Here is a 26,698-nt window from a genome sequence, read left to right as displayed (position 1 = left end):
ACGCTATGTCATTATTGATTAAAAACGCGCATGCCATCCTCAGCGGTCTCCCGGGGGACGCTGCGCGGCTGGCCGGGCAGGATATCCGTATTCGCGATGGCGTTATCGCCGCCATTGGTTCGCTGGCGGCGCTGCCGGAGGAGCGGCAGATCGATGCCCGGGACTGCGTGGTCTATCCGGCATGGGTGAATACGCATCACCATCTTTTTCAGTCGCTGTTAAAGGGGGAACCTCAGGGGCTGAATCAGAGCCTGACGGCATGGCTGAGCGCCACGCCATACCGTTTTCGCGCCGCGTTCGATGAGCACACTTTTCGTCTGGCGGTGCGCATCGGGCTGGTGGAGCTGCTGCGATCGGGCTGCGCCACCGTCGCGGATCACAACTATTTATACTGGCCCGATATGCCCTTCGATACCTCGGAGATTGTGTTTAGCGAGGGCGAGGCGCTGGGCATGCGCATTGTTCTGTGTCGCGGAGGCGCTACCCAGGGGCGGGCCGTTGAGCAGGATCTGCCGGTCGCGCTGCGTCCCGAAACCTTCGATGGCTATATGGCGGATATTGAACGGTTGGTCAAACGCTATCACCACCCTGGCGCCGGCTCCCTGCGGCGGGTGGTGATGGCGCCCACCACCGTGCTGCATTCGGCGCCGGGCGCCCAGCTGCGGGAGATGGCCAAACTGGCTCGTCACCTGGGCATTCGGCTGCACAGCCATCTGTCGGAAACCGTGGATTATCTGGATGCTGCGCGGGAGAAGTTTGCCATGACGCCGGTTCAGTTCTGCGCCGAGCATGACTGGCTGGGGAATGACGTGTGGTTTGCGCATCTGGTGAAGCTGCTGCCGGAAGAGATCGCGCTGCTTGGGCAAACCGGCACCGGCATCGCCCATTGTCCGCAAAGCAACGGGCGGCTGGGAAGCGGGATTGCCGATCTGCTGGCGCTGGAAAAGGCCGGGGTGCCGGTATCGCTGGGAGTGGACGGCGCCGCCTCCAATGAAGCGGCGGATATGCAAAGCGAGGCCCACGCCGCGTGGTTGCTGCAGCGGGCGCGTAAAGGCATGCAGGCGCAGCCGCGCTACGCCGGCGGCACCTTTGAGGGCGGCGCCGACGCCGCCACGGTCGAGGATGTGGTGCGCTGGGGAAGCGCAGGCGGCGCGCGCATCCTCGGCTTGCCGCAGTGCGGCGCTATCAGCGTCGGGATGCAGGCGGATTTAGCGATTTATCGCCTCGACGATCCGCGCTACTTCGGGCTGCACGATATCGCGATTGGCCCGGTGGCCTGCGGCGGTCGGGCCTCGCTGAAAGCGTTGCTGCTCAATGGGCGGCCGATCGTTGAGGAAGATGTGATTCCCGGTCTGGATCTTGAGGCCATGCGCCGCGACGCGCTGGCGGCGGTACGAACCCTACAACAGCGTGCGGCTGTTTAAACCCAATACAGGACAATCATAATGACGCAATCCATTCAGAATCAGGGCTATGCATTACAGGAACTGGAGAAAGAAGCGCTGATGGGCGCGCCGGGGGAAGAGACGTTTACCCGCGAAGTCCGCTGCATCGATCTCGCAAATTTTGAGGAAAGGAAAAGTGAGATTGCCGATCAGCTATGGGAGGCGGCAGTGGAGATTGGCTTCTTCCAGGTTAGCCACCACGGTATTCCGCTGGCGGATATCCGCCAGGCGTTCAGCATGACCGAGGCGTTTTTCGCCCTGCCCGATGAGGTGAAGGGGCAGTATCCGTTGGCCCGCAATGCCGGGTGGGAAAGCAAGGCGCAGGTCCGGCCGTCGACGAAGACGCCGGATCAAAAAGAGTCGTACCAGATCACCCGTCCGCTGATGGCGGGGCTATGGCCCAGCGACCAGCAGCTGCCGGCGTTCAAAAAGACGATGCTGGAGTTTGAATCGCGGTGCTGGCAACTGGGGATGAAGCTGCTGTCCTGCTTTGCCTTAAAGCTGGGGTTTGCGGAGTCGTTTTTTACCACCGCTCACGATCCGGATCGTGAAACCTACCAGAGCACATTGCGCATGCTGCACTACTACGCCAGCGACCAGGCACAGCAGGGGATGTGGCGCGCCGGCGCCCATACGGATTTTGACTGTCTGACGCTGTTATTCCAGCGCCCTGGGCAGGGCGGGCTGCAGGTGTGTCCGGGTAAGGACCGCGAGAGCCAGCAGTGGACCAGCATTGAGCCGCGCGAGGAGGTGATCACCTGCAATATCGGCGATATGCTGATGCGCTGGAGCGACGACCAGCTACCCTCTAACTTCCACCGGGTGAGAAGCCCGCTTGCCCATGAGTATCAGGGACCGCGCTATAGCCTGGCGTTTTTCTGTCAGGCCAATAAGGATGTCGAGATCCTCGGGCCGCAGGCGAAATACCCGCCGATTACCGCGGAGGCCTATCTGCAGCAGCGTATTCAGGCCAATTTTGCCAAAGGATAGACTTCCCTGACGGATCTTCCCGAGCGGTCATCCTGTAAAAGTCCACGCCACGGCGTGGGCTTTTACAGCCATCGATAACGGATATTGGCCAAAGAACAATTTCATAGCGCTGTTTAATTTAATCGTCTGAACAGGAGCCGGTTAGCGAGCACCTCTGTTTATTTGCCCTTGGTTGTGCCCGGGTTATATTATCGCTCGCCGAGGAATGTTAATTAATATAATAAAAACAGAAGCAATATAATCACCACATTAACATTTCTCATACAACTCATTTTTTGTTTGTGAGCGGTTTCATTATTTTAAAACCCTAAATAGGGTATGGTTTAGCAGCATTTGACCTGACGTGGTGGATATCATGAAAAATAAATACAAATTACACGAATTTCTTGATGTTGACCGGTTGCAAACGCTGCAGGACAATTTTAGTCAATCGATGATGATTGCGCTGGTGGTGGTCGATCAGGACGGTATTCCGGTCACCCAGGCGAGCGGTTTTTCTGATTTTTGCGCCCGATCAAGAATGAATGCCACCCTTGCCCGCCACTGCTATGACAGCGATAGCGCCGGAGGGCGGGCGGCAATGCTCGCCGGCGAGCCGGTGGTTTATCGCTGTTACTGTGGTTTTGTCGAATTTGCGGTACCCATTATGATTAATGGTCATTACCTCGGCGCGTTTATTTCGGGACAGGTCAAAGTAGAAGCGGAGAAAGAACAAACGATTCCCTATATCCTCGACAATAATCATCTGTGGCAAGAAAATCCCTGGCTGATTAACCTGCATGAAAATACGCCGCGCATGCCCTACGACCGCTTTGAATCGACGGCCTACACGCTGCTGCACGTTGCCTCATATCTGGTCGAGCAGGCCCATGCCAACAACATCCAGCGTGAGCTGCGGCAAAAAGAGCAGGAGCTCACCGGCGAACTGCGTAAACGCGTGGAGATCGAACGTTCATTACATGAGGCCGAGTTTAAGGCGCTTTCTTACCAGATTAACCCCCACTTTTTGTTTAACGTGCTGAATACGATCGGTCGGCTGGCGTTTCTTGAAGATGCCAGCCGTACGGAAACAATGGTGCATGACTTTTCCGATATGATGCGTTATTTGTTGCGCAAAAATAACAATGGTCTGATTACCCTTGGCCGCGAAATGAATTATGTCAATTGCTATATGGCCATTCAAAAAGTCAGAATGAATGAGCGTTTTGACTATGTTTGCGATATTCCTGAAAAATATAATGAAACGGTTTGTCCTTTTTTAATTCTTCAGCCGCTGGTGGAGAACTTTTTTAATTATGTTGTCGAGCCGCGTGAAACCAAAAGTCACATAATTCTGCGGGCTACCGATGATGGTAAAGATGTGATTATCGAGATAGCCGATAACGGAGATGGTATTTCACCCGAGGATATTGAACATATTCTCTCTGGCAACCAGAATCGACAGAAAGGCGGGATCGGCATTAATAATATCAACAATCGCCTGCAGCTGTTATTTGGTGAAAACTATGGTTTGCAGATCGCCAGTCCCCATAAGCCGATGCTCGGCACCACGGTAAAACTGCGGTTCCCGATGGCGCCCGCTGAGTCTGGAGTGTGAGAATGTATAACATTGTTATTGTCGAAGATGAGTATATTGAGTCGGAATCGCTCAAGCGGATTGTCTCTCGCTGCGTGGAGAACTCTGTCATTCATGAGGCGTCGACCGGGAAAAAGGCGATTCAGCTTATCGATGAACTTAATCAAATCGATATGATGCTGGTGGATATCAACATTCCGCTCCCCAATGGCAATCAGGTTATTGAGTATCTCAAGTCGAAAAACACACAAACCAAAGTGATCGTCACCACGGCAAACGATGACTTTGACATTGTGCGTCATATGCTGAGCCTGAAAGTGGATGACTATCTGCTAAAACCGGTTAAGCAGAGTATTCTCAGCGATACGATCCGCAAAACCTTGCTGGTGGATGAACAGGGGGCCGTCGCGACGCGGGAGCAGCGGCAGACGATAAGCGATCTGATGGGCGGCTGTGATTATCCCGGCTGGCACACCTGGTTGTTCGGTATTCTTGATGCGGCCTGCGCGCAACCCATGTCTGATAACGATGGGGCGAAGAGGTTGACCGACGTGCTGGAATTGCTCCTGCAGCATCTTGCCGGGCTCAGCGATAAGTATATCCCGTGTCGGCAAAAAATTACCGATCTGATCCACAGCATTCATCAGCACGGTCTGGGCGTCGGCCGCTACTGGCCGGTGATGGTGGGGTTGTTCAATCTCAGCCACGCTATCTTTGAGCAGCTGTTTAAAAACGCCAGCGGCAGCATGGATTTTGTCGCCAGAGCCCGTTTCCATATTGAAAAAAACCTGCTTAACAACATGACGCTGGATGATATCGCCGCGGAGGCTTTCGTCAGTCCGTGCTATCTGAGTCGGGCGTTTAAAAAGAGTACCGGCAGCGGATTCTCCAGTTACATTACCAGCCGAAAAATCAATATCGCCAGGTCTCTTTTGCAATACAGCGATCTAAAAGTGAATACCATTGCGCTGGAACTCTCCTGGCAGGATGCGAACTATTTTTGTCGGATCTTCAAGAAAGAGACCGGCATTGCGCCATCCGATTATCGCCGCCTCGCCTCGCCCGAGGCGGGCTGATCGTCACCCGGTCTTTCTTGCGCTTACTCCGGCGTAAGCGCAAGAAAGTCCGCTATCCCGGCAAGATTGTTTACTCGTCGCCGCATCGCGCGCCGCTAAGATGGGACACGATTCTTTATACAGTGGCCCTGCCGTGGATGAATACCTCTTTACTTCTGAATCCGTTGCCGAAGGGCACCCGGATAAGATGGCGGACCAGATTTCTGACGCCATTCTCGATGCCTGTTTACTCAAAGATCCGTGGGCCAAAGTGGCCTGCGAATGCCTGGTAAAAACCGGGGCGGTGATTGTGGCCGGGGAAATATCGACCGATGCCAGTATCGACCTTGAGCAGATTGTGCGGGCGACGGTGAAATCTGTCGGCTACGACCATTCGTCGAAAGGTTTTGATGCCGCAACCTGTGCGGTCATCAGCATGCTGGGCAGGCAATCTGACGATATCGCTCGCGGCATCCGCGCCCGCGACCCGGCCTCGTTGGGGGCCGGCGATCAGGGAATAACCTTCGGCTATGCGTGCGATGAAACGCCGCAGCTCATGCCTGCTCCCATTCTCTACGCCCACCGGCTGATGGCGCGCCAGGCGCAGCTGCGTAAAACGCGCCAGCTGGATGGGTTATTACCGGATGCCAAGAGCCAGGTGACGCTGCGTTATGGCGACGGACGGATCGATCATGCCGACACCATCGTGGTCTCCACGCAACATCGCGCCGACTTTCCGCTGGCGACGCTGCGTGAAGCGGTGATGGAAGAGATAATTAAACCGGTTATTCCGGCACGCTGGCTGACCCCCGCCACCCGGCTGCTGATTAATCCTGCGGGGCCGTTTATCAACGGTGGGCCCGCTGCGGATTGCGGCCTGACCGGGCGCAAAATCATTGTCGATACCTATGGCGGCGCCGCGCGCCACGGCGGTGGAGCGTTTTCCGGTAAAGATCCTTCGAAGGTCGATCGTTCGGCGGCCTATGCCGCGCGCTACGTGGCGAAAAATATCGTTGCCGCGGGGCTCGCGACGCGATGCGAAGTTCAGCTGGCCTGGGCCATCGGCCTTTCCCGACCGGTTTCGGTTACCATCAATACCTTTGGGACTTCCCGTCTGTCGGCGCACCAGCTGACGCAGCTGGTCGACCGTCATTTTGACCTCAGCGTTTATGGCATTATCCGCCAGCTTGATTTGCTGGCGCCGCGCTATCGCCAGACGGCCTGCTACGGCCATTTTGGTCGGGAAGTCTTCCCCTGGGAACGCACTGATAAGGCGCCGCGGTTGCGTGACGATGCCGCCGGTCAGCTGTGCGCGTCGGTGTGTGCCCCCTTGCATGAAAAATAACAGGAGAGAGATATGTCCGGGCAGAGCTTAGGCTTAATTGAAACCGTTGGCTTAACGGTGGCGGTAGAGGCCGCTGATGCCGCAATAAAATCGGCGAATGTCGAACTGGTTGGATATGAGCTAACCAAGGGCGGCGGGCTGGTGACCATCAAATTAACCGGTGAGGTTGGCGCCATGAACGCCGCCGTCTCCGCCGGGGTGGCCGCCGCGAGCCGGGTCGGGCAGGTCTATGCCTGGAAAGTCATTGCGCGTACCGCAACCGGTATTGATAGTCTGATTGCCTCATCACAAACGTACGGCACGCCTCCTGAACCGGTAGCGCCTGCCGCCGAATGCCTTCCTGCCGCAGCGGAGATCCCTGACGCGACGATAGCGGTGGTCAATATTACGTCTCCCGCGCAGACCGCTTCCTGTCTGGCGTTCGAAGAGAGCCCGGGCGTTGCATCGCCGGAATCGCCGGCGGCGGAGCGCGACCCGGCGCCGGTCGAGCCGGTGCGCGAAGAGGCTGAGCCTCAGAATGAGCCGACGGTTCAGGCCATTCAGGAGGAGAAAAAAACGGCGCGAACCCGGGCGAAGAACACCCGGCGCTAGCCGCTGTCGTTGCAGCTAAGCCACCTGCGGGTGGCTTTTTTGTTGCTGCGCGTCAGGAAACGGCGGTGAGAGGTGGCAGAGCAACCGGGCTCTGCCCGGATACGCAGTGGGGGAGGGACCGCTGGTGACACGAGCCGAAAAGGGGCGTTTGCGGAGCACTCCGCCGCAGTGTGTTGCGCTGGCGGAGTGCGCGCACGTTGGGTCAATCAGGACAGCGGATGACTCGCCGTCTCCGCGGCGGGTTTGGCGGCGGGGAGATGGCGCCCGATACCGTAGCGGTAGATAGCCGCGCCCAGGATTCCGCCGATGACCGGCGCGATCAAAGGCACGAGGAAGTAGGGAATCTCTCTGCCTCCGGTCATGGCGACGGAGCCCCAGCCGTTCAGAAACGTAAACAGTTTTGGCCCAAAATCACGAGCCGGGTTCATGGCAAATCCGGTTAGCGGGGCGGTTGCCGCACCGATGACCGCCACCAGCAGGCCGATCAGCAGCGGTGCAAGCGGCCCTTTGGGCACACCGTTGCCATCGTCGGTCAGCGCCATAATCAAGCCAATCAGCATCGAGGTAATGACAATTTCCACCAACGCCGCGAGCCAGACGCTGATGCTTGCCGCCGGATAGGTCGAAAAAATGCTGGCCAGATACAGGCTGTCCTGACTGCCGCGCACCATCTGGTGGGCCTGTTCATAGTCGGCGAACAGATTGTGGTACAGCAGATAGGTCAGGGCGGCGCCGCAAAATGCGCCGGCCATCTGCGCCAGGATATAAGGCGCCACTTTCTTCGCCTCAAAGCGGGCGAACATCCATAAGGCGATGGTGACCGCCGGGTTAAGATGAGCGCCGGAGATCCCTGCCGTCAGGTAGACCGCCAGCGCAATACCCAGCCCCCATACAATACAGATTTCCCAAAGACCGAAGCTGGCGCCAGCCAGTTTTGCCGCACACAGCACGCTGGTGCCGAAAAACATAAACAATCCGGTACCAAGAAATTCTGCAATACATTGTCCGGTTACTGATTCACGAGAGTCACTCATAGTTTTTTTCCTGTATTAAGCGATGCGCTATGCCATCTCTTAACGATTGGGGTACAAGGGATAAGAGCGCGAAATCATTTTTTGTGTTGTCGGGATTAGCCGCCGATATGGCAATGAAATCCCATCGATTCAACGATTTTTTTCAGGCTGGCCATGTTGTCTTCTGAGCGTGAGCCGGCATCGCCCATGGGATAAATGCGGCCCAGCAGGGTATATTTATTTTCGCCAAAGGTGTGATAAGGCAGTAGATGAATGGTGTCCACCCCGGACATCAGGCGGGCAAATTCAGCAATGCTGCGAATCTCCTCCGGGTTGTCGTTAACGCCGGGAATCACCGGGATGCGCACAATAACGTGAGTGATAAAGGAGATCCGAATCAGATTTTCCAGAATCGTGCGGTTATCCACACCCGTATTAAGTTGATGAATGGTCGGGTTAACGGCCTTAATATCCGTCAATGCCAGATCGACCCACGGAAAGACGTCCTCAATCACCGCTTTGCTTGTCATTCCCGTCGTTTCCATTGCCGTGTGCCAGCCTTTGGCTTTACAGGCTTTCAGGAGCTCGCGCGCAAACACCGGCTGCGCCAGCGGCTCACCGCCTGAGAGGGTAATTCCGCCGCCGGAGCGCCGAAATAAGTTTTCCTCTTTCTGCAGCTCACGTATCACGTCGCTGACGGTCATGCGTTTGCCTTTCATTTCCAGCGCCTGAGTCGGGCAGACCGCGGTGCATTTGCCGCACTGAATACAGCGTTCGCGGTCGATAAAGAACGGATTGCCAGCAGAGAGCGCCTGCTGCTGACAGACCTCCACGCATTTTCCGCAGCGGATACAGTCGCTTTTTTTATAGATTAACTCGGGCTGCGGGCGCTGTGATTCCGGGTTGCTGCACCACTTACAGGCCAGCGGACAGCCTTTAAAAAACGGGATCGTGCGGATGCCGGGGCCATCATGCAGGGAGTAGCGTTGAATATTGAATAACACGCCTTCGGTATCGTATTCGACTCTGTTCATAACATCACTCGTCAAAAAAGCGACCACCAGGCAACAGCAAGTCAGCCGCTAAAATCGGGTCTGATAAAGGGCCATACGTTACCGTATGGCCCTGGCAGGTCAGGCAAAATCAGAATTGCTGTTCGGTGCGGCTGATGATGTCATCCTGGACTTCTTTCGCCAGTACCACGAACTGCGCGCTATAGCCCGCAACGCGAACCACCAGGTCCTGGTGCTGCTGTGGGTTTTTCTGCGCCTCCAGCAACGTGTTGCGATCGATAACGTTAAACTGTACGTGCATCCCTTTCTTATCGAAGTAGTTACGCACCAGACCGCCAAAGTTTCGCAGACCCTTTTCCCCCGCCAGCGAGGAGGGCAGGAATTTCTGGTTGTAGAGCGTCCCGTTCGAGGCGATAAAGTGATCCAGTTTGGCTACCGAGTTCGCTGCGGCGGTCGGGCCGAGGGTATCTTTGCCCTGGCGCGGCGATACGCCGTCGGCAAGCGGCTCTTTCGCCAGGCGACCGTCCGGCAGGGCGCTCACGTCTTTACCAAACAGCACGTTCGCCGACACCGGGTAGATACCGGCCTGGAAACGTCCGCCGCGTGGGTTGGTATACTTCTCCACTTCCTGACAGTAGATCAGCGCGCATTGGCGGGCGACAAGATCCACGTCGTCGATGTCGTTACCAAAACACGGCGAATTTTCCAGAATATGGCGAATCTCTTCATAACGCGGATTTCCTGCCGACGGCGCCGGAGTGACGCTGGCGAGCTGGCGATAGACTTCGTTTTTAATCTCTGCCGGGTTCAACGAGCCGTGGCGGTCGATAATGCGTTTGACCACTTCATAGATATCCTGCTCGCCGAGAGAGGATTTTGCCGCCGCGCTATGCGGGTTGCCGCCGACCGGGTAGCCGAAGTTGGCGTCCAGCGCGCCCTTCAGTTCCTGAAGCGTCAGGCGGCGATCCTCAAACACCTGTTTTTGGATGGCGTAGACGGAGTCGCCGGTATCGGCAATGCCGAACGCCTGCGGGCCGGTAAAGTTGTAAATCGCGCCGCCCTCCTGCAGGGATTTTCCTCGGCCAATGCAGTCATCTACCAGCGCGGACAGGAACGGCAGAGGGCAGCGTTCGCCGTGGGCGATGTCGACGCTGTTGCACGCTTCGACCAGCTGGTGCACAAAGTGCGCCATCTGTTTTTTGAAGGCGGCATAGAAGTCATCCATGCCGGCGTACTGGGTCATCTCGCCGGTCATCGGGCCAAGCTGTTTGTTTCCTGAGCGGCCGTTGTTAAGGGTAATTTCCAGGACCTTCGCGACGTTGAAGAACGCCGCGTCGTGCCAGCCTTCGGTGCGATGCGGCGCCTGCGGCTCCACGCAGCCGATGATGCAATAGTCGCGGGCGTCATGCAGCGAGACGCCGCGGTTTTGCAGCGCCGGGATGATCACTTCATCGTTGTACATCGCCGGTACGCCAAGCCCCAGACGGACCAGCTCACAGGCGCGATAGAGAAACTCATCCGGCGTGCCTTGCCAGACGCGAATTGAGAAAGAGGGCTGCGGCAAACGTACGTGGGCCGTGGCTTCCATGCACATGTAGGTTAATGGGTTGGTGGCATCACGGCCGTCTTCGGTCTGACCGCCCACGCACAGGTTCTGGAAGACGGCATAGCCGGCGAAGGCCTGGGCCGAAATCTCATCACGAGTTTTGTTGATATCGTTAAGCTTGATCCAGCAGCAGTCCACCAGCTCCTGGGCAAATTCGCTGCTGATGGCGGTATCCGCCGCCAGATACGGATACATGTACTGGTCGAAACGGCCGGGAGAAATCGAGTGGCCGCTGGATTCAATCTGCAGCATGCTCTGAATAAACCAGAAGGTCTGGCAGGCTTCCCAGAAGGTTGTCGCGCCGTATTCCGGCACGCGGGTACAGTTGCTGGCAATCTGTTCCAGCTCGCGCTGACGGGTTGGGTCGCGCTCTTCACGGGCAAGGCGCGAGGCTTCCTGCGCGTAGCGATGGGCGAAATTGATTGCCGCCTGATAGCTCAGAATAACGGCGTTGTAGAACTGCTCTTTTTTGATGTAATCGGAGGTACTGCGATCGAGGTTCTCCAGCGCGCGGGTCACTTCATCGATGATCCCGCGAAAGCCGATTTTCAGGACCTTGCCATAATCGACGCTGACGTGTCCGACACCGCCAAAGAAGTAGTTGCCGACGGTGAAAACGCCGTTGCTCATGCTCTCTTTTGTCCCTTCGGACATATAGGAGGCGGCGAGCGAACTGGTGGTTTTACCCGGCCAGTATTTAAAGGCCTGGTGGAGTTCATCGGCGGTTTTTTTCTCAATAATGAACGGGTCGGCAACACGGTGGGCCATAGTGTCGAACTCTTTTTCGACCCAGTCATAAGAGAATTCAGGACAAATTTCTGTTGAACGTGGATTAATAGTGACGGCGCCGACGATTAACTCGTCAGGGCGAATAGTGACCGGCAGCTCGTTAAATATTTTCTCAACGACTTTTGCCCGACGCATAATAGCGGGAAGCTGTTCATTCTCTTTATATGCCTCGGTTGCCAGCACCGCACGTTCAGATTCTACATACGGTTTAGCATGCAGAATCATATTTTTGAGTCTTACTACACGATCGGTCGGATGAGTAAAGCCTTTCTCTAACATACAATAACTCCCGAAATGATATAAGCGTGGGGGATTACCACACCTGAGTTTTTTTACCTGACGGTAGTGCCGGGTACGCTAGCTAATAGTGTTGCTGCCGATTAAACTAATAAATTGACGTAATATTTCCGGGTGCGCCATCCAGGTCGTCGCGGTAACAAGATTGCCGTCATGTACCGCCTCGTGGTCCGCGGCGCTCACCCAAATACCGCCAGCCATTTCAACTTCAGGCTTTAAGGTGAAATATCCGGTCAGCGTTTTACCTTTTAATATGCCGGCAGCAACCAGAATTTGTGGTCCATGACATATAGCGGCAATCGGTAGCGCAATGTTATTCGCACAATGGATGATATTTAATACCATCCGGTTTAGTCGTAAATATTCCGGAGCACGGCCGCCGGCAAGATATATTCCACAATATTCCTGTACCCTGACTTCATCAAAAGAGGCGGTTAAGCGGAACAGATGCCCCGGTTTTTCGCTGTAGGTTTGATCGCCTTCAAAATCATGAATCGCGGTCTTTATATATTCCCCGCAGCGTTTTCCGGGGCACACCACATCCACTCTGAAACCTAACATGCTTAATGCCTGCCATGGCACCATGACTTCATAGTCTTCAGAGAAATCGCCTGCCAGAAGCAAAATTCTTTTCATAAGCGAACTCTCAGAACGTACTGTCATCATCCTCAATAATACGCATGGCCTCATTCACTGCGGCGATCTCGCCGAACAGCGCCAGCGTCGTGATATGCTGCGGACAGCTGCCAAAGATCTCCGATACCGCAACATGTGCGCTTTTACTTGCCAGATCGGCGTAAAAGTACAGATCTGGTATCGGCAACATAATCAACCCGATAGCGTCAATGCGGATGCTTTCCAGCCGGTTGCGAGATTCCGCGGGCATTCGCCTTTTCAGCATGGCGAGCGTTTCCGGCGTTGGCGCGTTGATAATGCGTTTTTTCATGATCGAGTCAGCCATCCTGCTTCAGTCAACGAATATTGAGCGCTTCAACCATCACGCAGCGACGGTGCCTGGCGTAGGAGCGTGCCGAGGTCAACCCTTCACCGGTCGGCCCGGCAATGGTAAATGTGGCATGTCCTTCGCCGCCAACGCCTAATCCGGCATACGACGGGCCATTTTTCACAAAAATAGTGGTCTGGATCAGCCGCGCCATTTTGGTCAGTTTTTCAACGTTGGTAGAGTGCATCATCGCCGTGTGACGATGACCATGTTCAACCTTCACCGCCAGATCGATCGCTTCATCGACATTTTCCACTCTGACCACCGGCAAAACCGGCATCATCAGTTCGTGCACCACGAATGGATGATCACGTTCGGTTTCAATCAGGATAACTTTGATCTCCTCCGGCACGCTGATACCGATTTGCTGCAGAATGTAGCGCGCATCTTTCCCTACCAGTGCGGTACTCGGGCCGTTTCCTTTTTCATTCAGCACCAGCGCCTGTAGCTGCTGAATATGTTGTTTATCGCACAGCAGCCAGGCGCCGCTTTTTTTCATGCAGTGGATGAGATAGTCCGCCACTTCATTGACGACAATGACCTCTTTTTCCGCCACGCAGGGGAGGTTGTTATCGAAGCTGCAGCCATTAATGATATCGCGGGCGGCTTTCTCGATATTGGCGGTTTCATCAACCACAACGGGAGGATTGCCGGCGCCGGCGCCAATCGCTTTTTTGCCGGACGACATCACGGTTTTCACTATCGCCGGCCCGCCGGTGGCGACCAGCATATTGATACGCGCGTCGCCGATTAAGGCATTGGTGTTGTCAATCGACGGGCTGGCGACCGTGACCACCAGACTGGCGGGGGCGCCGAGCCGGGCCAGCTGTTGATTGATTAACGTGACGCAGTACAACGACACCTGACGCGAACGCGGATGCGGGCTAAAGACCACGGCGTTGCCGGCGGCCAGCATACCGAGGGTATTGTTGATAATGGTCTCGGTCGGATTGGTGGTCGGGGTGATCGAACCAATGACGCCATAGGCGGAGTATTCGGTCAGCGTCAGGCCGCCATCACCGCTGATGGCGGCGGTGATGAGATCTTCAACCCCCGGAGTTTTTTGCGCGGCAACGCGGTTTTTCACCATCTTGTCGGCATAATTTCCCATTCCGGTCTCTTCCACCGCCATGGTCGAGAGCGCGTGCAAAATCTCTTCCTGCAGGAAAAACTGGCGAATGCCGTCAACAAAGCGGGCGCGATCCTGCATTGAGCAGTGGCGATACTGGATATACGCCTGCTGCGCCGCAGTAATCGCGGCATCCATGGTGGCAAAAACACCGTCACCGGCGTTCCCGTCGACAGGGGCGGCGGTTGCGGCTCCGGCCTGGCTTGCCAGTACGCTGGCCACAATCGCGTCGATGCTGCCGCGATCGAGCGGTGTGGCGGCTGCCGGCGCATGCTGTTCGGGCGCTGGCGCCGTCGTTTTCGTATATTTACTCAGCACGCGGGAGACGGCCTGAGTAATATCAAGATCGTTCATGCTGTATCTTCCTTACTTCGCTTCGCTCGTGGGTGCCACCATCAAATGTACGGCGTCGTGGTCGATTTGATGGGCGCCGGGTCGAGCGTAGCCAGCAGCTGTTTCCCGACGTCTCTGGCGGCGATGACCGCCTGGCGTACCGCGCCGGAATCACCGGCAAACGTGAAGATCACTTCGTTACTGAAGCTGGTGCCGTGCGCCGGGCTGGCGTAACCCACCGGCTCGATGACGGCGGCTTTTGCCGCGGCGTCGGCGACCACCACGCCAATCGCCGCCGGTGAAGCGCAGGTCAGGCCGAAAGATTTACCCAACGGGGCACCGAAGGCTTTATTGAGCGCGCTGCTGGCGCGGGCGGTGTACTGGAACTCCAGGTGACCGGCCGGCGAGCCATAAACATCGCCCATGGTGCGCTGAATTTCGCCCAACGCGACTTCAACCGCGCGGCGAACATCGGAGACATCGGTGGCGCCGAAAATGATCAGGCAACCATGCCCACCGCCGCCCTCGGTATCGCGAGCCAGCTCAATAGAGAGTATTTCACTGTTAGTGGCTTTAATGGCCTCATCCGCGGCAAATATATGCGGGCCGGCCCCGGTCCGGGCGCCAAGAATACCGATAGAGCGATATTTCTTGTCGATATTCATGACTTCATGTAATTGATGATCGACATTGGCAATCACTAATCCAATGGTATGCCCGAGGGCCGTTCCGACAAATTCAGTTAAACCGCAACCGATAAAGCTGGCCGGCGTTTTATTATTTGCGCGATCATCAGTCTGTTTGTGCATTACTTCAGATATAATCTGCTCAACAAGATTATCTCTCATGGTCGGTATCCTCTGGCTTTATTAACTGACAGCTTTCGGCAGGATTTTTTCCACTTCAATATGCGGGCGCGGAATCACATGTACAGAGACCAGCTCACCAACTTTTCCTGCTGCCGCTGAGCCTGCGTCCGTTGCCGCTTTGACCGCGCCGACGTCGCCGCGAACCATTACGGTAACCAACCCGGAACCAATTTTTTCGTAACCAACCAGGGTGACGTTAGCGGATTTCACCATGGTATCTGCGGCTTCAATTGCGGAAACCAGACCTTTTGTTTCAACCATACCTAATGCTTCTTGTTGCATAACGACCTCAATATTTCCAGGTGAGAGTAAAAGCAAGTTATGAATTAACCGATAAAGGTTGAGTTCATAGACTTAATAAATTCATGCACTACGATGTTATTGCGCCAGAGACAAAATGTTTTGCCCGGCAGAGAGACTTTCTTGTTTTCCCGTTTTCAGCTGGACAATAAAATCCTCTCCACATGACTACCTTGAGGACGCGTTCAGGCGGCACCTTCCAGCAAAGGGGCAAGCGCGGCCGCATCCTCGGCAATCATCCGCTCTTCATTGGTGGCAATGACCGCCACAATCGGTGAGCCGGGGCGCGAGATAATGCCCTGTCGGCCGGCAAACATTTGCGCATTGCGCGCGGCGTCGAGCTGCACGCCAAATATCGCCAGCCGCTCGGCGGTAAGCTCGCGGATCAGCGCCGAGTTCTCCCCGATGCCGCCGGTAAAGATCAGTGCATCAAAGCGATGCAGCGAGGCAAGATGGGCGCCAAGGTGGCGGGCAAGCCGGTGAACCATGACATCAATCGCGAGGGAGGCCCGGGGATCGCCGTTGCCGCGCGCCTCTTGTAACGTGCGGCAATCGCTGGAAAGACCCGACAGACCGAACAATCCCGCTTCGTTATTGACCATCTTGTAAAGTGATTCGATAGTCTGGCCGGTGCAGCGGGCAATATGGGCCGCTGCGCCAAAATCCAGGTCGCCGCAGCGCGTTCCCATCACCAGTCCTTCAAGCGGCGTCATGCCCATCGAGGTGTCGACACTCTGCCCGTTTTTCACCGCACAGACCGACGAGCCATTGCCGAGATGGGCAATAAGTAGACCGTGGTTGGTGGGGTTAAGACCCAGGCGCTCGACGGCTTCGGCGGCGATAAAGCGATGGGAGGTGCCATGAAAGCCATAGCGTCTGACCTGATGCTGGTGTAAATACTTAAGCGGGATGGCATAGGTATAGGCCTCCGGCGGGAGCGTCTGATGAAAGGCGGTATCAAACACCGCCACCTGCGGCAGCTCGGGTAACAGCGCCATGGCGGCTTCAATGCCGATCAGGTTGGCGGGATTGTGCAGCGGCGCCAGCGCCGATAATTCGCGGATACGCTCGATCACCGGCGCCGTGAGCCGCACCGAGTGTTTGAAATCATTCCCGCCGTGCGCCACCCGATGACCGATGGCGCCTACCTGCGGCAGCAGCGCCTGCTCTGCGAGCCGGGCGAACAGCGCCTCCAGCGCGCAGGTATGGCTGGCGCCGTCAGGCAACCCGCGGGTCGTCTTCCCTTGCGCATCTTTAAAGGTGATGCCGGCTTCGCGTAGCCCCAGCTTTTCGGCCAGCCCGGAGAGCACCGGGGTCTCCTGATTACGCGGGATGACGGAGAACTTGAGGGAAGATGAACCACAGTTAATGACCAGAACCAGTGATGCTGACGACATGATGACCCCTGTCTGTATTCGTTTTTTTAGAGAGATTCATGGAATGGTGTGAGCAAAAAATGCTCGCGGCTGAAGTGCGCCAGGGTTTGCGTGGCAATCGCGATATCTACCTCGACGCTCCCGCCGCTGATGCCGATACCGCCGAGCAGTACGCCGGCGGACCAGCAGGGGAGCCCACCGCCAAAGCAGCACAGACCTTGCGTATGCGACAAGCCATACAGGCTGGCGCCAGGCAATACGTCGGCCGCGAGCCGGTGGGTCGGCATCCTGAGCGCCACGGCGGTCCATGCCTTTTGCGTGGCCAGCGTATGGCTGATGAGCAGGGCGTTATCCTGACTAAAGAAGTAACGCTGCAGGCCATGGGCATCCACCAGGCTAAAAACAATGGGCACATTGGCGTTGTTGGCGGCATCGATGGCACAGTGCGCCAGTAATGCCGCATCCGTCAGCGTCAGCGAGGCCGGAGGCGGCGCTAACTGACGCGAAATGGCCGCGTTGATACGGCGATCCAGTTCGGCGTTCGGCGTGGTGTGCATGCTTTTCCTCCGTGGTGCTTACTGGTTGTTAAGATCGAGCGAGTCGACAATGCCGACCACGGCAGCATCAATCACCGAGTGCTCTTTGCTGGTGGTCATCCGCGCGGAGCTCCCGGTAGTGACGATGACCGTTTCCCCGTTTCCGGCGCCGACAAAGTCGACGGCGACCTGCGCGGTGCCGGTGGGCTGATAGTGTTCATCCAGGCGGGCGACAATCAGCAGCTTTGCGCCATTGAGCGAAGCATGCTTGGTCGTCGACACCAGTGCTCCGGTTACTTTTGCCAGATACATATTTCCTCCTGGTGACCCTGCACCATGACAATACCGCGGTCGCGAATTTCATCGCGTGCGGCGGGGGTGATGAGCGTCCGGCGTCCAACGGACAGTACCGCACCTGCGGGAAGCTGGCGCACATCGCTGAGCGTGATCAGCGGTTTAGCGACGGGCGCCGTCGGCCTCTGCGCCGGGTTCACCGTGGGGCGGCCGATAATCGTGAAGCCATACTCCCCGAGGGTGGCGACGTAGCTGGTCAGCCGTGCCCGCAATGCCGTGGGGAGCTGGCTGGCAGCGTCATCCCGGCATTCGGCATTGAGTGTGACGATGATGGGCTTGCTCAGACTCAGAGCGTGAAAAGCCCAGCGACACACCCGGTTATCACGAATACCTAAGGCGATTTTGCTCAGGCTGTTGGTAGACAGCGAGGGCAGATACAGGCCGCTGAACGTCTCTTCTGTCGGGCAGGGATCCCGATCGTCGCACAGCGCCTCAACATCGCGCTGCGCCAGAGCCTCCAGACAGGTGGAGTGCAATGACGCCTGGATGGCGCTATGGGAAAAGGTCATGACCAGCAGATAGCCGCGCTGGTTCAGCGCCGTCAGACAATCCAGCGTCGTCGGGAGCGTGGCGAGATCCTCGCCGCTTAATACCACGCGCATCACCTTGCCGTGGGCTTGCAGGCGCCGTCGGCGTTGAGCCAGCAGGTCCGCAATGAGGCTGTCGAGCCGGTGTGAGAGTCGCTGTGCATCCATCGTTATTCTCCTCAGCGGCTGCGCATGGCGATGCCAAGCGGCGTCACCAGCAGCGGCTGCCGCGCCTGAATGACCCGTTTACCGGTGGCATGGCGAAAGACGTCGGCAAACTGGCGAAAGCTGCTGGCGCCCCCGACCAGGTAAATGTCGTCGACCGGATAACCCGCCAGCCAGCCCACGACCAGATGAGCCATCTTTTCAGCCACCGGACGGACCACGGTAAAAACCTGTTCTTCCTCCTCCGGACTTTTTTTCAACGCTTCCGCTTCGGCAAAAGGCATGCCCAAAGCACCTGCCAGTACCAGGGTCATATGGTTGCCCCCGGTCGGTTCATCGGCGCTGAAAATCACCTCGCCGTTGCGCAGAATGCTGATCCCGGTTGTCCCGCCGCCCACATCAACTACCGCGCCGTGGCGAATGTTTAAGGCCAGCGCCGCGGCTACCGGTTCATCAACCACGTCGGTCACCTCCAGTCCGGCGGCCTCCACCATATTGACGATAACTTTGGTGTTCCCGGCGGTGATTCCCGGCGGGATGGCCGTTGCCGCGCGGGTGAGGGGGCATCCAAGGCGCTCTTCGAGCGCTGTTTTCAGTCCACTCACCACCCGGCTGGCGGTCAGAAAATCCACCACCACGCCGTCTTTCACCGCCCGTGAAGGATGGCTGATGCCGGCGACGGGGTTATCGTTTTCATCCAGCACAACCACGGCAATATTGGCCGTACCCGGATCGACACCCATTTTTAGCGCGCCTGTCCAGGGGCGGTATCCGCCCTGGCTGACCAGCTCCGCCAATGTGTTCAGCCGCCTGGTTGCGGTGCTGTCAGTCATGGCGGCGTTCCGTGAACGCGCGCTGGACGCAATCGCCGTTACGCAAGCCAAAGCCGTTGGCCTCTTCAACATCAACATGCATTTCCAGCACCGCATCCGCGCTCACCCGGACCACCACGTGGCTGAGAATGCCGCCGCGATAGCCGTCGATACGCACGTCAATCTCCATCCCGTCGCGCAGGGCGTGGCGCTCGGCGTCGGCGGGAGAAATATGAATATGGCGCCAGGCGACAATCGCGCCATCCGTTTTGCTGACTCGCCCGCGCGGACCAATAATCTCGATTCCCGGCGAGTCCTGGAGATTGCCGGACATTCTCAATGGCGCCTTAACGCCGAGAACAAAGCTGTCGGAGACAGAAATTTCAACCTGGGTGGCGCTGCGCAGCGGGCCAAGGACGCGTACCCTGGTCAGCTCCCCTTTTGGTCCGCGCAGCGTCACCGTCTCTTCGGCGGCATACTGGCCCGGCTGTTTTACCGCTTTCATGCGGGTGAGAGTGGCGCCATAGCCAAACAGAATGTCCATATCTTCCCGGCTCAGATGAACGTGGCGGTTAGAGATGCCAACGGGGATATGCAACGTCTGTGCGGCGAGGGGGGCGCCGGCCACCGCTCCGGGGCCACGGGCCTTGAGTTCCTGAAGAATTTCCCGGGCGATTAATTCGGCTTGCTGCTGGGTGTCATTCATAGCGTCAACAACCTGAAAGTGATGAAAAGAGCGATACAAGCATATTCAGTCCCGCGTTGGCCTTTTTGCTGTTGCGCAGGACTTTTTTGACGGTCCGCCGGACGCAGGACAATCTTGTCCAGATTTAGCCGGCGATGGCGGTCAGCAAGCGGTCTACATCAGCGGCGCGGGGCTGGCAGGGATTGGTTTGCGTGCAGCCATCCCCTAAGGTCGCCGCGATCAGCGCCTGACGCAGGGATTCCACAGCCGTCCGGTCTTTTCCCAGCGCCTGCAGTGTTGCCGGAATACCAAAATGGTGATTCATATCGCGAATGCTGCCGATCAGCGCGCGCAGGGTTTGCTCCGGCGTGGCGGCCTGGATGCCCATAATGGCGGCGCATTTCAGGTATCTCATCCGCGCGTGCGGGGCGTGGCGGGCATTGTGTTCAATAATCAACGGCAGCAGCATGGCGTTAATTTTGCCGTGCGGGATATGCAGCATCCCGCCGATAGCGTGCGCCATACCGTGCACTAATCCCAACCCCGCCGAATTAAACGCCATGCCAGCCATGCAGGAGGCGTTGTGCATATGGCCCCGAGCCGCAATATTATTCTCATCGCTGAAAACGTCGGGCAGGTGTTGCCAGACCAGCGCAATGGCTTTCTCGGCGAGCGCGTCGCTAAAATCATTGGCCCCCGTCGAAACCAGCGCCTCAATGGCGTGGGTCAGGACGTCCATGCCAGTATCCACCGCGACCTGGCGAGGAACCGAGAGCACCAGGTTTGGGTCAAGGATGGCGCAGTCCGGGATCAGTTCATCGGCAATCAGCGGATATTTTCGGCCGTTTTGCGGATCGGAGATGATGGCGTAGGCGGTGACTTCTGAACCGGAACCGCTGGTGGTAGGAATGGCGATAAGTTCTATGGCGTGGCCGGGGAGAAACTCTTCCAGCGTAACCTTGATTCCTTTAGCGGCATCAAGAGCGGAGCCGCCGCCCAGCGCGATAATGACCTCCGGTTTAAAACGTTTAAACTGTGCGGCGCCGGCGTGCAGGATCTCCACGCTCGGGTCCGGTTTCACCTCGCTGAAAATAGAGACGCAGGCCTGCGGCATTTCATTAATCAGGTCGCGTGTTTTACCGGAGCTCACCATAAAGCTGTCGGTCACAATCGCCACCTTTTTATGGTTCAGCCGACGCAAGGTTTGAATTGCATTTTCACCAAAATAGACGTCAGGAAGAGAAAAGAAATAGCTCGCCATCTTTCGATTACCTTATCCGTTAGCGGATTGCGGGGAGGCAAATGCCGGATGTAAAAAGAGAGCTTATTGTGTCATGGGGGGATGGATAAGAAGCTGGCTATGCTTGTGCTAAGTCAGGATTTCGTTGCGGTACTCTTTTATGGCTGACAAAAAAGTGCAGGGGCGCCTCGTGCCAGCGATAGGACCCTGATGTTGACTGGAATAAAAATACTCGCGTACATGATGCGCTGGAAGTGCTGAGACAGGGGGGCATTTTCCATGCCCTCGCTGAAGGTGTTGCGTGGCCGTACTCTGTGTCGCAGCATGTGTTGGATACCCCTCGGGTTAACACCCGGAAAATTTCCAGCCCGCTCGGAGGGGCTGTCATTGCGCAATTAGCCACCGTCACCCTTCCCAGGTGAATAATATTCACCGGCTCATGCCAGTCTGCGGGCATAGCGACAGCAGATACGGGCGCTTATCATCCCTGAACCCCTACAGGTCAGAACAGGATAAAAGATGAGAAAGCCAGAAGATATCGTATTCCCCGCCGGACAGCAGGCGCTGTATGAGCAAAACCGTTACTCTCCGGCCGTTAAATCCGGCGATTTTCTGTTTGTTTCCGGTCAGGTAGGAAGTCGGGAAGATGGTTCAGCGGAACCCGGGCTGGAGCAGGAGATCCGCCGGGCATTTGATAACCTTAATGCAGTGCTGGCTGCCGCAGACTGTACGTTTGCCGATGTGGTTGATGTCACCCTGTATCTGGTCGATGCGCAATCGACTATCGACACGCTCTGGAAGGTGTTGCCGGAATACTGGGGGGAAGCCCCCTGGCCGACGCTGACGGGCGTCGGCGTGACCTGGCTATATGGCTTCCGTTTTGAAATCAAGGTCACCGCCCGCTTGCCCTCGCGGCATTGAGCCTCGGTTCCGCTCTTTAATGAGATCGATCAGTGCGCGCAGGCTGGCGGGCATATGCCGGTTGGCCGGAAACCAGAGGCATAAACCCGGAATCGGCGGGCACCATGGCTCAAGTACGGTGACCAGCCGGCCATCCGCCAGCGCAGCGCGGGCGTGTACGTCCGGGACATAAGCGATCCCCAACCCCTTGATCGCGGCGTCCACCATCAGCGACGAACTGTTTAGCGTCAGCGTTCCGGGCACATCCAGCAGGATGCTTTGACCGTGGCGGGAAAACTCCCAACGGTAGCGTTTACCGCTGGGTAAACGCTGGCGAATGCACTGATGGTGGGCCAGATCGTCCGGGCTCGCGGGAGCAGGATGCTGGTTCAGATACGACGGCGACGCCACCGCCAGAAACCGCACATCTTCGCCAAAACGTACAGCCACCATATCAGCAGGGATATCTTCCGCCAGTCGGATCCCCGCATCAAAGCCTTCGGCGACGATATCTACCAGCCGGCCATCTACCACCAGATCCAGCGACACGCCGGGATACCGTGTCATATAGTCCGGCACAATTGTCTGCAGCAGCAGGTGAATAGCCTCTTCCCCGCCATTGATACGCAGCGTACCCACGGTCTGTCCTTGGGTATCGGCAATCTCTTCCAGCGCTTGTTCCAGCCCGTTAAGGTGCGGTGAAATACGCCGCAGCAGCGCCTCTCCGGCCTCGGTCAACGCCACGCTGCGCGTGGTGCGATGCAACAGGCGAACGCCCAGACGCGCTTCCAGCCCGCGGATAGCATGGCTTAACGTGGAACGAGTCACACCGGAAAAATCGGCTGCGCGACGAAAACTACGCTGTTCCGCTACGGCGATAAAGGCTTTCAGATCGGAAAGCGTCGGAGTTTTAACTGGTGATTTCATTTCACCTCTTCATGCCATTTGTTGAGTCTTATCGTGCTAATCATCATGCCATATCCTTTATCGGCGAGTTAATGACTTTTCTGGAGACTAACGATGAGCAGCAAAACCTGGTTAATTACCGGTACTTCAACCGGTCTTGGACGCCTGATGACGGAGCGCCTGCTGGCGCGGGGCGACAGCGTGATTGCTACCCTGCGCAAGCCCGGCGCGCTGGATGACCTGCGGGCACAATACGGCGGGCAGCTTCATGTCCTGCTGCTGGACGTTACGGAGACGGATGCGGTACGTCGAACGGTACAGCAGGCATTCGACTTCGCCGGGCGTATCGATGTGCTGGTCAGTAATGCGGGATACGGGCTCTTCGGCGCGGCGGAAGAGGTGAGCGATACCCAGATTGATCGGCAGATTGCCACCAATCTCACCGGTCCGATTCAGCTTATTCGGGCCGCCTTACCCGCTCTGCGTCGGCAGGGAGGGGGACGCATTGTGCAGATATCGTCAGAAGGCGGGCAGATTGCCTGGCCGAATTTCAGCCTTTATCACGCCACCAAATGGGGGGTTGAAGGATTTATTGAATCCGTCGCCCAGGAAGTGGCGCCTTTTGGCATCGATTTTATGATTGCTGAGCCCGGCCCGACGGCGACGAACTTTGCGGGCGGACTGGATATAGCTTCGCCGATGGCCTGTTATGACAATACGCCCGCCGGCGAGGTGCGCCGCGGTCTGGCGCAGGGAACTATCGCGATTAACGGCGATGCGTTAAAAACCGTCGCTGCGATAATCGACGCAGCGGATGGGGAGGCGCCACCGTTTCGTCTGGCACTGGGCAGTAAGGCGTATCATTCTATCAACGAGGCGCTGAACAGTCGGTTACAGGTGCTGGAGGATACCCGCGCGGTGGCGCTGAGCGTGGATAAAGATGCGTGATTGTCCGTGGATAATATACACACCACCGACAAAGAAGCAGGAACGAGCATTTTTATTTCGTTTGGTTTTCAAGGAAAACAACCGATCTGCCGCTGCAATTGTAGCTGACGCAGATAACAGGCGGGTAAAGGTCAGTGCTGCAAGATGGGATAAGTGAGTTGGGCCTGATTGTGAGTTTTTATGCCCGCTTTTCGCTCATCGCTGCACCAGCTTTGTGCGCAAAATTATTAGAATCCCTTTTCTTGCATCAAAGTTAAACATATCTGCAGATAAAAAGAAAATTCCTCCTGGCAAGCCTTTTGCAATAAGTCTTTTGCAATAGTACCTGGCGAATTTTAATTTTATCTTTTTGGGATAGGTCAATATGAAATTTAGAGCATTACTGGCAATGGCATTACTGACAATAAGTACTTTCGCGTTAAGTGAGACGCATCTGCCGCATATTGTCATCCTTGCTACAGGAGGTACCATCGCCGGCTCGGCGGCGAGTAATACTCAGACTACGGGATATAAAGCCGGAGCAATTGGCGTACAGACGTTGATTAATGCCGTGCCTGAGATGAGTAAAGTGGCCCGCATTGATGGAGAGCAGCTGGCAAACATTGGCAGTGAAAATATGACCAGCGAGATAATCCTCAAGCTATCAAAACGCGTAAACGAACTGCTGGCCCGCGATGATGTGGATGGGGTCGTGATTACCCACGGAACGGACACCCTTGATGAGACGCCTTACTTCCTTAACCTGACCGTAAAAAGCAACAAGCCGGTTGTCTTTACGGCAGCGATGCGTCCGGCAACGGCAATCAGCGCCGATGGTCCGATGAATCTGCTGGAAGCGGTGACTGTAGCGGCTGACCCGGAGGCGAAAGGACGCGGAGTGATGGTGGTTCTCAATGATCGTATCGGTGCTGCCCGTTTTGTCACTAAAACCAATGCCACGACACTGGATACCTTCAAAGCGCCGGAAGAGGGTTATCTTGGGGTGATAGTGAGCGGTAAACCGCAGTTTGAAACCCGTGTGGATAAAATTCACACTGTACGCTCGGTATTTGACGTGCGTAACCTTAACACATTGCCCAAAGTGGTCATTATATATGGCTATCAGGACGACCCTGAATATATGTACGACGCGGCGATTGCGCATCATGTCGACGGTATTATTTATGCAGGCACCGGAGCGGGATCGGTCTCTGTACGCAGCGCTGCGGGAATTAAAAAGGCGGAAAAAGCCGGTATCGTGGTCGTTCGCGCCTCACGTACGGGGAGCGGTGTCGTTCCGATTGATGACGGCCAGCCTGGACTGGTGTCCGATTCGCTTAACCCGGCAAAAGCGCGAATTTTGTTGATGACGGCACTGACCCAAACTAAAAATCCGCAGCTCATTCAGCAATATTTTCACACTTACTAATTTTATCCGGAGATAGTTCCGCACCTGCCATACCCGGGGTAGCCCCTGTACGGGGCTACCCGTCTGTGTCACTGATGCCTGTGTTGATAGCCACCGATAGACTCCAGTATTCGGGCAGTCGCTCCAGCGGCAGGGCGGGAGCCGGTTTTTCACCTGCAGCATGGTGATGCTTTCCAGATGCAGAGCCGGATTGTTTCAGTCAACTCTGGCTTGTGCCGGGTTGACACCCTCTACGACTGACTTACGCGTATGCTCACATTTCTCCCGCGCTTTCATGCAATGTACCAGGCGCGATGAAAATAAAAAAAATCCACGCAACGGCGTGGATTTAGTGAGTTTTAAGTCTTCATGAGAGGGGATGGCATCTCATAAAACTGTAGGAAGGGAATCAGACGTTGAACAGGAAGTTCATGACGTCGCCATCTTTAACGATGTAGTCTTTCCCTTCGGCGCGCATCTTACCGGCTTCTTTTGCCCCTTGCTCACCTTTGTAAGTAATAAAGTCTTCATAGGCGATGGTCTGGGCGCGGATAAAGCCTTTTTCGAAGTCGGTGTGGATTTTGCCTGCCGCCTGCGGAGCGGTCGCGCCAACAGGGATAGTCCACGCGCGAACTTCTTTGACGCCAGCGGTAAAGTAGGTCTGCAGGTTCAGCAGTTCGTAACCGGCACGGATCACGCGGTTCAGGCCCGGCTCTTCAAGACCCAGCTCGGCCATGAACTCATCGCGGTCGGCATCGTCCAGTTCAGCGATATCAGACTCGACAGCAGCGCACACGGCGACCACTACGGAGCCTTCAGCTGCGGCGATCTCGCGAACTTTATCGAGGTAGGGGTTATTCTCAAAACCGTCTTCGTTCACGTTAGCGATGTACATGGTCGGCTTCAGCGTCAGGAAGCTCAGGTATTTGATGGCGGCCTTGTCTTCTTCGGTCAGGTTTTTCAGCGCGCGCAGCATGCCGGCATTTTCCAGCTGCGGCAGGCATTTTTCCAGCGCCGCCAGCTCAGCTTTCGCGTCTTTATCGCCGCCTTTCGCTTTCTTCTGTACGCGGTGAATCGCGCGTTCGCAGGTATCGAGGTCGGAAAGCGCCAGCTCGGTGTTGATCACATCGATGTCGTCTGCCGGATCCACTTTGTTATTCACGTGGATGATGTTGTCGTTCTCGAAGCAGCGCACCACGTGACCGATAGCTTCGGTTTCACGGATGTTGGTCAGGAACTGGTTACCCAGACCTTCGCCTTTGGACGCGCCTTTCACCAGGCCCGCGATGTCGACGAATTCCATGGTGGTCGGCAGAATGCGCTGTGGTTTGACGATTTCAGCCAGCTTGTCCAGACGCGGATCGGGCATCGGCACGACACCGGTGTTCGGCTCAATGGTACAGAAGGGGAAGTTGGCCGCTTCAATACCCGCTTTGGTGAGCGCATTGAACAGGGTGGATTTGCCGACGTTGGGCAAACCGACGATACCGCATTTGAATCCCATGATT

At 56.4% G+C, this 26,698-nt stretch carries 25 protein-coding genes and 1 pseudogene; 9 read left to right on the top strand and 17 right to left on the bottom strand.

Annotation, left to right across the window (positions count from 1 at the left end; translation table 11 throughout):
- The first annotated feature begins 5 nt into the window (after positions 1-5).
- From MC50_RS24550 to MC50_RS29405, 6 genes and pseudogenes are all read left to right on the top strand, one after another.
- Positions 6-1,424: an amidohydrolase family protein gene (locus MC50_RS24550; protein WP_047665164.1), complete on the top strand. Its 1,419-nt coding sequence runs from the start codon at positions 6-8 to the stop codon at positions 1,422-1,424.
- A 21-nt stretch (positions 1,425-1,445) separates the two neighbouring features.
- Positions 1,446-2,435, top strand: coding sequence for an isopenicillin N synthase family dioxygenase (locus MC50_RS24545; RefSeq protein WP_046852236.1), 990 nt, complete (start codon positions 1,446-1,448; stop codon positions 2,433-2,435).
- Between the two features lie 355 nt (positions 2,436-2,790).
- A complete protein-coding gene (locus MC50_RS24540) occupies positions 2,791-4,032 on the top strand; it encodes a sensor histidine kinase (RefSeq protein ID WP_179275581.1) in 1,242 nt (413 codons plus the stop codon).
- A 2-nt stretch (positions 4,033-4,034) separates the two neighbouring features.
- Positions 4,035-5,087, top strand: coding sequence for a helix-turn-helix domain-containing protein (locus MC50_RS24535; protein WP_047665162.1), 1,053 nt, complete (start codon positions 4,035-4,037; stop codon positions 5,085-5,087).
- A 100-nt stretch (positions 5,088-5,187) separates the two neighbouring features.
- Positions 5,188-6,411, top strand: a complete 1,224-nt coding sequence (metK, locus tag MC50_RS24530; RefSeq protein WP_127913555.1) for a methionine adenosyltransferase — start codon at positions 5,188-5,190, stop codon at positions 6,409-6,411.
- Positions 6,412-6,423: 12 nt separating this feature from the next.
- Positions 6,424-6,690 (top strand): annotated as a pseudogene (locus tag MC50_RS29405) (BMC domain-containing protein); the annotation flags it as partial.
- A 518-nt stretch (positions 6,691-7,208) separates the two neighbouring features.
- Here the strand turns inward: MC50_RS29405 and MC50_RS24520 are convergent.
- The 15 genes from MC50_RS24520 to MC50_RS24450 form a co-directional block, all read right to left on the bottom strand.
- Positions 7,209-8,036: an MIP/aquaporin family protein gene (locus MC50_RS24520; RefSeq protein WP_032687076.1), complete on the bottom strand. Its 828-nt coding sequence runs from the start codon at positions 8,034-8,036 to the stop codon at positions 7,209-7,211.
- A 95-nt stretch (positions 8,037-8,131) separates the two neighbouring features.
- Positions 8,132-9,049: a glycyl-radical enzyme activating protein gene (locus MC50_RS24515; protein ID WP_047665159.1), complete on the bottom strand. Its 918-nt coding sequence runs from the start codon at positions 9,047-9,049 to the stop codon at positions 8,132-8,134.
- A 109-nt stretch (positions 9,050-9,158) separates the two neighbouring features.
- Positions 9,159-11,702 carry a glycyl radical diol dehydratase GrpM gene (grpM, locus tag MC50_RS24510; protein ID WP_032695224.1) on the bottom strand — a complete coding sequence of 848 codons (2,544 nt, stop codon included), beginning with the start codon at positions 11,700-11,702 and terminating at the stop codon, positions 9,159-9,161.
- Between the two features lie 78 nt (positions 11,703-11,780).
- Entirely contained in the window at positions 11,781-12,356 is a 576-nt protein-coding gene (locus MC50_RS24505; RefSeq protein WP_032687079.1) for a DJ-1/PfpI family protein, read from the bottom strand.
- Positions 12,357-12,366: 10 nt separating this feature from the next.
- A complete protein-coding gene (locus tag MC50_RS24500) occupies positions 12,367-12,666 on the bottom strand; it encodes a hypothetical protein (RefSeq protein ID WP_032687080.1) in 300 nt (99 codons plus the stop codon).
- 25 nt (positions 12,667-12,691) lie between these two features.
- Complete coding sequence (locus tag MC50_RS24495; protein WP_032695223.1) at positions 12,692-14,206, bottom strand: aldehyde dehydrogenase family protein; 1,515 nt, start codon at positions 14,204-14,206, stop codon at positions 12,692-12,694.
- Between the two features lie 41 nt (positions 14,207-14,247).
- Complete coding sequence (gene pduB, locus MC50_RS24490) at positions 14,248-15,033, bottom strand: propanediol utilization microcompartment protein PduB (protein WP_032687082.1); 786 nt, start codon at positions 15,031-15,033, stop codon at positions 14,248-14,250.
- Between the two features lie 21 nt (positions 15,034-15,054).
- On the bottom strand, positions 15,055-15,336 hold the full coding sequence (gene grpH, locus MC50_RS24485) for a propanediol utilization system shell hexameric protein GrpH (RefSeq protein ID WP_004863596.1): 282 nt from the start codon (positions 15,334-15,336) through the stop codon (positions 15,055-15,057).
- Between the two features lie 203 nt (positions 15,337-15,539).
- Complete coding sequence (tdcD, locus tag MC50_RS24480) at positions 15,540-16,751, bottom strand: propionate kinase (protein WP_047665157.1); 1,212 nt, start codon at positions 16,749-16,751, stop codon at positions 15,540-15,542.
- A gap of 26 nt (positions 16,752-16,777) precedes the next feature.
- A complete protein-coding gene (locus tag MC50_RS24475) occupies positions 16,778-17,287 on the bottom strand; it encodes a GlcG/HbpS family heme-binding protein (RefSeq protein ID WP_032699435.1) in 510 nt (169 codons plus the stop codon).
- Positions 17,288-17,305: 18 nt separating this feature from the next.
- Positions 17,306-17,578: a EutN/CcmL family microcompartment protein gene (locus MC50_RS24470; protein ID WP_032695221.1), complete on the bottom strand. Its 273-nt coding sequence runs from the start codon at positions 17,576-17,578 to the stop codon at positions 17,306-17,308.
- On the bottom strand, positions 17,560-18,315 hold the full coding sequence (locus tag MC50_RS24465; protein ID WP_046852242.1) for a hypothetical protein: 756 nt from the start codon (positions 18,313-18,315) through the stop codon (positions 17,560-17,562). The genes MC50_RS24470 and MC50_RS24465 overlap by 19 nt, the downstream gene beginning before the upstream one ends.
- Before the next feature lie 11 nt (positions 18,316-18,326).
- Positions 18,327-19,145, bottom strand: coding sequence for an ethanolamine utilization protein EutJ (eutJ, locus tag MC50_RS24460; protein WP_047665156.1), 819 nt, complete (start codon positions 19,143-19,145; stop codon positions 18,327-18,329).
- Positions 19,138-19,830, bottom strand: a complete 693-nt coding sequence (gene pduL, locus MC50_RS24455; RefSeq protein ID WP_047665154.1) for a phosphate propanoyltransferase — start codon at positions 19,828-19,830, stop codon at positions 19,138-19,140. The genes eutJ and pduL overlap by 8 nt, the downstream gene beginning before the upstream one ends.
- Positions 19,831-19,954: 124 nt before the next feature.
- On the bottom strand, positions 19,955-21,070 hold the full coding sequence (locus MC50_RS24450) for a 1-propanol dehydrogenase PduQ (protein ID WP_047665152.1): 1,116 nt from the start codon (positions 21,068-21,070) through the stop codon (positions 19,955-19,957).
- Positions 21,071-21,568: 498 nt separating this feature from the next.
- Between MC50_RS24450 and MC50_RS24445 the strand changes: the two genes are divergently transcribed.
- Positions 21,569-21,970 (top strand): RidA family protein, encoded by a 402-nt coding sequence (locus MC50_RS24445; protein ID WP_032687090.1) that lies wholly within the window; start codon positions 21,569-21,571, stop codon positions 21,968-21,970.
- Here the strand turns inward: MC50_RS24445 and MC50_RS24440 are convergent.
- Positions 21,914-22,876: a LysR family transcriptional regulator gene (locus tag MC50_RS24440; RefSeq protein ID WP_046852245.1), complete on the bottom strand. Its 963-nt coding sequence runs from the start codon at positions 22,874-22,876 to the stop codon at positions 21,914-21,916. The genes MC50_RS24445 and MC50_RS24440 overlap by 57 nt on opposite strands.
- A 93-nt stretch (positions 22,877-22,969) precedes the next feature.
- Here MC50_RS24440 and MC50_RS24435 point away from each other — a divergent pair, with 93 nt between their 5' ends.
- Entirely contained in the window at positions 22,970-23,803 is an 834-nt protein-coding gene (locus tag MC50_RS24435) for an SDR family oxidoreductase (protein WP_047665150.1), read from the top strand.
- Positions 23,804-24,167: 364 nt separating this feature from the next.
- Positions 24,168-25,211, top strand: coding sequence for a fructose-asparagine asparaginase (fraE, locus tag MC50_RS24430; RefSeq protein WP_047665147.1), 1,044 nt, complete (start codon positions 24,168-24,170; stop codon positions 25,209-25,211).
- Between the two features lie 388 nt (positions 25,212-25,599).
- Here fraE and ychF read toward each other — a convergent pair whose 3' ends face one another.
- Positions 25,600-26,694, bottom strand: a complete 1,095-nt coding sequence (gene ychF, locus MC50_RS24425; RefSeq protein ID WP_004863554.1) for a redox-regulated ATPase YchF — start codon at positions 26,692-26,694, stop codon at positions 25,600-25,602.
- Positions 26,695-26,698 lie beyond the last annotated feature (4 nt).

This window comes from Klebsiella planticola (genome assembly GCF_000783935.2).
GTDB classification, from domain to species: domain Bacteria; phylum Pseudomonadota; class Gammaproteobacteria; order Enterobacterales; family Enterobacteriaceae; genus Klebsiella; species Klebsiella planticola.
This window is presented reverse-complemented; position numbering and strand designations above follow the sequence as displayed.